Here is a 6,248-nt window from a genome sequence, read left to right as displayed (position 1 = left end):
GGGCAAGATCCGTGATTAGCTCCGCAACCTTCGATTTCGTCCGCTTCGGCCAGCGGTGAGAACGTGCCAACAGACGACTGCCAAGGATGTCGACCCAGCCTGTGAGTCGCTCGCGTTCACCCTCGTAGCCCTCATCGTGACCGTAGTCGCATATCTCGGAGTACCGTCGGAAGACGAAGGCGAAGATGTCCGCCGCTTGTACAAGTCCTACATGGTGTGAACGCGCGTAGAACGCTGTATCTGTGATCTGGTCCAGCGCCATCTGGTTCTTGCCGCGACCGTAGTAGTCGTCCGACCACCCCGGAGGATCAAACAGCAGCTCCGCGAGCGCATCGCCCTTGACCTTGTGCTCGTCGAAGACGAGGAAGGTCGCTCCCTTGTTCTTGCTTATCTGTTGATGGGCCTTCTGCGCTTGGAGCGCGATGTGAACGGCACCACTCATCCAGATGTCGAGCCCAGTGAGATCACGGAGGCCCGACTCGTCGAAACGACTCGTATCAAGCGCCGCCAGAGCCAGCGTGTGCTTTCGATCGGACACCCATGACACAGTCGAGCGATCGCGGCGTGCCGCGCTTCGCCGTCAACGCCGTTCCATCGACCATTGCCGTAGTAGACGCTCGAGCCCTTCAACTCGGCGATTGCCTTGCTTGGGAGCTCCGCGAGATCCCGAAACAGTTCCTCGAACTCAAGCCGGGTGCGATGAACCCTGGCGACGTCGGCAATCACGCCAACGAACACAACGAGCGGACTCGCGCCATCGGTGCCGGTCTCATCGAGGTAGCAGAGCTTCATCGGGAGTCATCGTAGGGTCGCATGTGCTACGGCAGGCTGATGCGCCGAAGTGGGCACGACCGTATGCGTCCCGTGGAGTGGTGGAAATTGGGGGTGGGTCCTTCGATGGATGGGGCCACCGTGTGATTCTCAGCGAGTCCAACCACGAGCTCGTAGAGGAGACCACACGATGGCCCATCATGATGATGCATCAATCTACGCCGATCTGTTGGCACGTCTTGGCGATGACGGCACGAAGGAGTTGTTCCGCCGCTTGTTGGAGCAGGCACTTCAGGATCTGATCGACGCCGAGTTGACCGCCCAGATCGGCGCATCACATCACGAACGATCTGACACCCGGTCGAACTATCGCAACGGTGGCCGCGGCCGGCTGTTGTCGACACCAGCGGGTGATGTCGAACTCAGGATCCCCAAGGTGCGGGTGGGGTCGTTCTTCCCGTCGCTGCTCGAACCGCGCCGCCGGGTTGACAAGGCGCTGTGGGCGGTGATCATGACCGCCTACATCACCGGCACCTCCACGAGGAAGGTCGATGATCTGGTCAAAGCGTTGGGTTGCGACACCGGGGTGTCGAAGTCGACGGTGAGCCGGATCTGTGCCGAGATCGACGAACAGGTCGAAGTGTTCCGTACCCGCCGGCTCGATCACCTCGGGTTTCCGTATGTGTTTGTTGACGCCACCTATGTCAAAGCCCGCGTCGACCACCACATCGTCTCTCGAGCGGTGGTCGTCGCCACCGGGGTGGCAGCTGACGGCAACCGGGAAGTGCTTGGTCTCGACGTCGGCGACTCCGAAGACGAGGTGTTCTGGACCCAGTTCCTCCGTTCGTTGAAAGACCGCGGCCTGGGCGGCGTGAAGTTGGTGATCTCTGACGCTCACGCTGGTCTCAAGCTCGCCATCAGCCGGGTGTTCCAAGGCGCGGCGTAGCAACGCTGCAAGGTGCATCTGATGCGAAACCTGTTGGCGGCCGTCCCCAAGAGCCACAAGGAGATGATCGCTGCCACAGTCCGCACCATCTTCGCCCAGCCCGATCCCGAATCGACCCGCCAGCAGCTGCGGCAGGTGGTCGGAATGCTCGAGATACGGTATCCCCAAGCCGCCCAACTCCTCGATGACGCCGAAGCCGACCTCTGCGCCTACGCCCAGTTCCCCCGGGCCCACTGGCGCAAGATCGCTTCCACCAACCCCCTCGAACGGGTCCACAAAGAGATCAAGCGGCGTTCCAACGTCGTGGGGATCTTCCCCGACGACGCCTCCGTGATCCGTCTCGTCGGTGCCGTGCTGGCCGAGACCCACGACGACTGGCAAACCACCGACCGTCGCTACCTCTCCGAAGGATCAATGCGCCTCATCGACCAGCCACAACCCAAGGAGGTGACCACCCCCCAAACACCCGAACTCCCCGCCGCCTAACCTGGCGAGGAGCCGCTGAGAGTCACCTCACATTTCCACCACTCGGCGGGACGCTGCCGCACGACCGCGGTACTCCTAGGATCGAACACATGTTTGGGCTATCCTGCAGCGCGCCATGGTCGAAGTCGCTGATACAACGGTATTCGTGGTCCACGGTCGAAACAGGACTGCTCGTGATGGGATGTTCGAGTTCCTGCGCTCGCTTGGTCTTCGACCTCTCGAATGGAGTCAGGCGTTACAACTGACGGGTACGGGATCCCCGTACATCGGCGAGGTGTTGGACCATGCCTTCTCGGCAGCGCAGGCGGTCGTGGTCCTCATGACTCCGGATGAGATCGCATACCTGCAACTCGACTACGCATCGAACCGCGACGACCCAGAACACGCTCCATCAGCTCAGGCACGGCCCAACGTACTCTTCGAAGCCGGCATGGCGTTCACAAGAACGGTGCTCGACGTCTACGGACACCTCTACGAGGGCGTCGACGAGGCCGCGATGGAGGGTCTCGATCGCCTCCGATCGGAAGCTCAGACGGACGCAGAACGGACGCTGGACGGCTCAAACGTGATGTCTATGCACACCGAGCCCAGGGATCGTCAATCTGTCTGATGCTCATCGATCCGACGTCGCCTCTCAATTGGCCTCTGACGAGGATCCGTGCAGGATCCTGAATGAGAATGGGGACGGGCACTTTCCACCGAAGCCATTGCTAGCCGCCAACAACTCGAACCCAAAGGTCCGCTTGCCACTCGATTAGACGAGCTTCACTCTTCGCATCTGGCGCCGATATCAGCGGGCCTCTGAATGCGGACAAAACGGGCTCCATGCCCACCGAAACCGCACCAAAAGGAGGTCTGACGAGGACTGGTGCAGGATGCTGAGCGTACGCCGTTGTCAGGGGCCGTTGAGTTCAGTGACGAGCCTTGGAGGTTCGTAGGTGGTTTCGGCGGTGATGGTGCCTGGGGGTATCCCGAGGCCAGTGTCGCCGTTGATGAGGGTGAGGGACTCGAGGAGTAGCTGCCCTGTGCCGTTGATGGTGATAGTGATGGTTGTCGGTTGAGGTCGATCGTATGTGGTGGTGAAGGTGCCGCCACCGTCCGGGCGGCGATCAACGAGGGTGAGGTCGAGATCGGCGATGACGCGCAGCGCAGCGGCTCGGAGCGGTGGCGGAGCGTCGGGCAAGCGGATCAGTGCCAGGGCTAGGTCGAGGATCTCCACGGATTCAGGACGGTCATATCCGGGTGGCAGTGATTGACGAAGGACGTCTTCGAGTTCGTCGGGGGTGGTGGGCCAGGTGCGTTCGTCGAGGATGGATGTGACGCCGTCGTAAGTCTCCGTGCTGACTACACCTACCTCGTCGATGAGGTCGAGACCGGCCGTGTAGTAGTCAGCTTCGTCGTCAGTCGTGAAAAAGAGCGGTGTGCCGGTTGCTGTGCGGAGCTGGACCGTGTCATCGGCGCCGGTCCAGGTCTCCCGGGTTTGGGGGAGAAGATACGCAAGCGGCCGCTCTCGCCCTTGTGGGAAAGTGTCGGGCGGAAACTCGCCGAGGACAACAGTGTCCGAACGTGTATAGGCGTATTCTTGGTCGGGGATTGTGGAGGGCTCGACCAGCTCGGCGGCAGCCGCGATTTCGCCGAGTGTGGCCTCAGCTGCTGTCGGGCGTGCGATCTGTACGGCAACCACAACGAAGGCGAGAGCAGCGATGACAGCCGAGGCGATCGTAACTGGGATCGGCCGGAACAGGCGAGCTTTCAGCCGTGGCCGACGCTGGAGCTCTTCGGTTCGGATTGCCTCGGATAGGGCGCGCCACGTCACCTGGCGGTCGGCCTCGGTCGGTTGAGGGTCCCCGGCCAGCTGTCGCACCACCTGGTCAAGCTGTTCGTCATTCATAATTGTGTGCCGCTATCTCGCGAAGTTCTTTGTTCGAGGTCCGGAATCAGTTCTCGGATGATGCGTCGGGCTCGGGCCATGCGTGAGCGGACGGTTCCGATCGGGATGCCGAGCGCGTCGGCGGTCTCTTGATAGGTGAGGCTCTCGACTCCATAAAGCAGAAACACGTTCCGGTCGCCGGTGCGCAAAGATCCGAGAGCACGGTTCAGCTCACCGCTGACTGCGGCGGCGGTGAGCTGGTCGTCGGCCTTCTGGTAGGGATCGTCGGGCTGGGGTTCGAGCCTCCCGGCAACTAGATAGATGCGTTGCTGGCGCCGGGACCGACGGAGGTCATCTCCGACAACGTTTGTTGCGATGCCATACAGCCAGGGCTGACACGAGCCACGGGACGTGTCGTATCGGCGCCGAAGCTTGAAGGCGCGGAGGAATACCTCAGAGGTGAGGTCCGCGGCCCGGTCGGCGCCTACCCGGCGGGCAATGTAGCGGAAGATCCTATCGTGGTGGCGCTGAAAAATGACCGAGAACGCCTCGGGTTCCTCGAGCGATCTGGCGATGACCTCAGCATCAGTAGCGGAATCCACATGCTGACGGTAGCTGTGCCTGGTGCGCAGCCGAGCTGTGATTGATCAGCTTGCGTGGTAGGACACCGACTCGGTCCGGTTGTTGAGGGAACCGAGATTGTCGGTGGTGCCGGCACCGTAGGTGTCTTGATACGAGCCACCCTTATTTGCGTAGTCGTAGTGGCGGAGACGACCACAGCCGTTGTGCGACGACGAGATGCGGTTGCGCCACGTGGTCCCGGTGTTCCAATAGCCGCCACTGCACGATGATCCGGCAATACTGATCGAGCTGCCGGATCCGTTGTAGCCGTCGTAGTGCGTGCCCAGCGTGAATGATGAGAGTGCCTCGGCAATGCCTTCGTCTTGGAACAGAATGGCTCCCGCCGCGCCGGCGGGTATGCGCACTACGCCATCGCTGGCATCGGAGACGGCCTCGGAGAACGTCTTGTAACAGCGGGCCTCGCTGAGGATGAGTTCGCCGTCGGGTTCTTCTCCGATCACATCGACGACGCAGTGTGTCTCGGTCGAATCCGGGGAAGCTTCGGCACTTGCTGAAGCGAGCCCGGACTCGACAATGAGAGCCAGCGCGACCGCTGCGGTGGCAGCAAGGGCGAGGGTGCGGGACGTAGACATGTCTCCTCCATCGGTGTTTGCTCTACCACCTCTGCTTTGTCCGTGACGATGATCCGGTTCTCGAAGGACTTCCTGAGTGTCGCCAGATGTCCGAGGTTTAGGCGTGCAGACTCGCCCTTTTTGATCCCGCGTCGAGAACCATTGCGACGACTCAGGCGAAGAACAGGCAGGGGGGCTGGCTTCGCCACTCGACCGAGTTCCGCGCCAGGCGTGGGGTGGGAGGTCGGCGACGGTCTCCTCCATCGGTGGCTGGCCGCCTCCCACCCCTCCTCCACAGTCGCTAGGCGTGCGATTCGCTCTCTGCTCTCCGGTGTACACCGGCCGCACGAGGAACGAACACCCTCCCGGTCAGACAGCGAGAGCGTCGCCACGACGATCAAGAACCGAGTGGCTGACGTGAACAAAGAACAGGATATGAACCGCTCGATCCCGAGCAGAGGAACCTCCGCAAGCAACTAGGAAGGGGAATGCACAGGGACGTCGCACCGGATCGGTCGCTACACAATTGGTCGGGATGAGCTTGCGTCAACGAAAGGAGAACCCATGTTGCGTCGAATTGTCGTCGTCCTAGCACTAACGGCTGTCGCGTCGTTCGGATTGGCTGCAGCCGCGAGCGCCCATGGAACCTGCAACGATACCAACGACCGCTTCTGCGCCTTCGACGGGTACTGGTACACGACAGAGCTGACGAACTTCGTGCCGGCAGCGGGCGGCGGCCCTTACTCGGTAACCGACAACAAGACGTCGTCGGTCGCCAACCACCACCCATCGCGAGCGGTGTGCGGTGTCGAGGCCGAAGGATGGCCCGATCGTACAGTCCTGCACGTCGGGGCGACCCAGCACATTTCGCAGCTCGGGTCTGGCTCAAACAACCAGATCGACCACTTCTATACGTGCTGAACTGTCGCTTGCCAGGCGGATGGTGGCTGCGCTTTGTGGCCTCCGCCGCCTGCTTGTTGAC

General features: G+C 61.7%; 7 protein-coding genes and 1 pseudogene. 4 read left to right on the top strand and 4 right to left on the bottom strand.

Annotation, left to right across the window (positions count from 1 at the left end):
* Positions 1-538, bottom strand: a 538-nt coding sequence (locus tag R2823_04755) for a hypothetical protein (protein MEZ5175498.1), incomplete at its 3' end; no start/stop codon positions are given.
* 2 nt (positions 539-540) lie between these two features.
* On the opposite strand from R2823_04755, the gene R2823_04750 reads away from it, so the two are divergent.
* From R2823_04750 to R2823_04740, 3 genes and pseudogenes are all read left to right on the top strand, one after another.
* Positions 541-807, top strand: a complete 267-nt coding sequence (locus tag R2823_04750) for a hypothetical protein (protein ID MEZ5175497.1) — start codon at positions 541-543, stop codon at positions 805-807.
* Positions 808-901: 94 nt separating this feature from the next.
* Positions 902-2,203 (top strand): annotated as a pseudogene (locus R2823_04745) (IS256 family transposase).
* Between the two features lie 115 nt (positions 2,204-2,318).
* Positions 2,319-2,813, top strand: a complete 495-nt coding sequence (locus R2823_04740; GenBank protein MEZ5175496.1) for a nucleotide-binding protein — start codon at positions 2,319-2,321, stop codon at positions 2,811-2,813.
* Positions 2,814-3,098: 285 nt separating this feature from the next.
* Here R2823_04740 and R2823_04735 read toward each other — a convergent pair whose 3' ends face one another.
* The 3 genes from R2823_04735 to R2823_04725 are packed head-to-tail and all read right to left on the bottom strand — an operon-like array spanning position 3,099 to position 5,287.
* A complete protein-coding gene (locus R2823_04735; GenBank protein MEZ5175495.1) occupies positions 3,099-4,094 on the bottom strand; it encodes a hypothetical protein in 996 nt (331 codons plus the stop codon).
* Positions 4,091-4,675, bottom strand: coding sequence for an RNA polymerase sigma factor (locus tag R2823_04730; protein MEZ5175494.1), 585 nt, complete (start codon positions 4,673-4,675; stop codon positions 4,091-4,093). Before R2823_04730 ends, R2823_04735 begins: the two co-directional genes overlap by 4 nt.
* A gap of 45 nt (positions 4,676-4,720) precedes the next feature.
* The gene (locus R2823_04725; protein MEZ5175493.1) at positions 4,721-5,287 is read right to left on the bottom strand and encodes a hypothetical protein; all 567 of its coding nucleotides are present in this window, start codon (positions 5,285-5,287) and stop codon (positions 4,721-4,723) included.
* Between the two features lie 543 nt (positions 5,288-5,830).
* On the opposite strand from R2823_04725, the gene R2823_04720 reads away from it, so the two are divergent.
* Positions 5,831-6,187, top strand: coding sequence for a hypothetical protein (locus R2823_04720; protein ID MEZ5175492.1), 357 nt, complete (start codon positions 5,831-5,833; stop codon positions 6,185-6,187).
* Positions 6,188-6,248: the final 61 nt, after the last annotated feature.

This window comes from Acidimicrobiia bacterium (genome assembly GCA_041393965.1).
Classification (GTDB): Bacteria; Actinomycetota; Acidimicrobiia; order Spongiisociales; family UBA5794; genus UBA5794.
The sequence above is the reverse complement of the archived record's forward strand: the minus strand, read 5'-3'. Positions and strand labels throughout refer to the sequence as shown.

Bases quoted from the DNA above. Each gene is read 5' to 3' on its own strand.
- R2823_04750 (MEZ5175497.1), top strand. From the start codon at position 541: ATGACACAGTCGAGCGATCGCGGCGTGCCGCGCTTCGCCGTCAACGCC.
- R2823_04740 (MEZ5175496.1), top strand. From the start codon at position 2,319: ATGGTCGAAGTCGCTGATACAACGGTATTCGTGGTCCACGGTCGAAAC.
- R2823_04735 (MEZ5175495.1), bottom strand. From the start codon at position 4,094: ATGAATGACGAACAGCTTGACCAGGTGGTGCGACAGCTGGCCGGGGAC.
- R2823_04725 (MEZ5175493.1), bottom strand. From the start codon at position 5,287: ATGTCTACGTCCCGCACCCTCGCCCTTGCTGCCACCGCAGCGGTCGCG.
- R2823_04720 (MEZ5175492.1), top strand. From the start codon at position 5,831: ATGTTGCGTCGAATTGTCGTCGTCCTAGCACTAACGGCTGTCGCGTCG.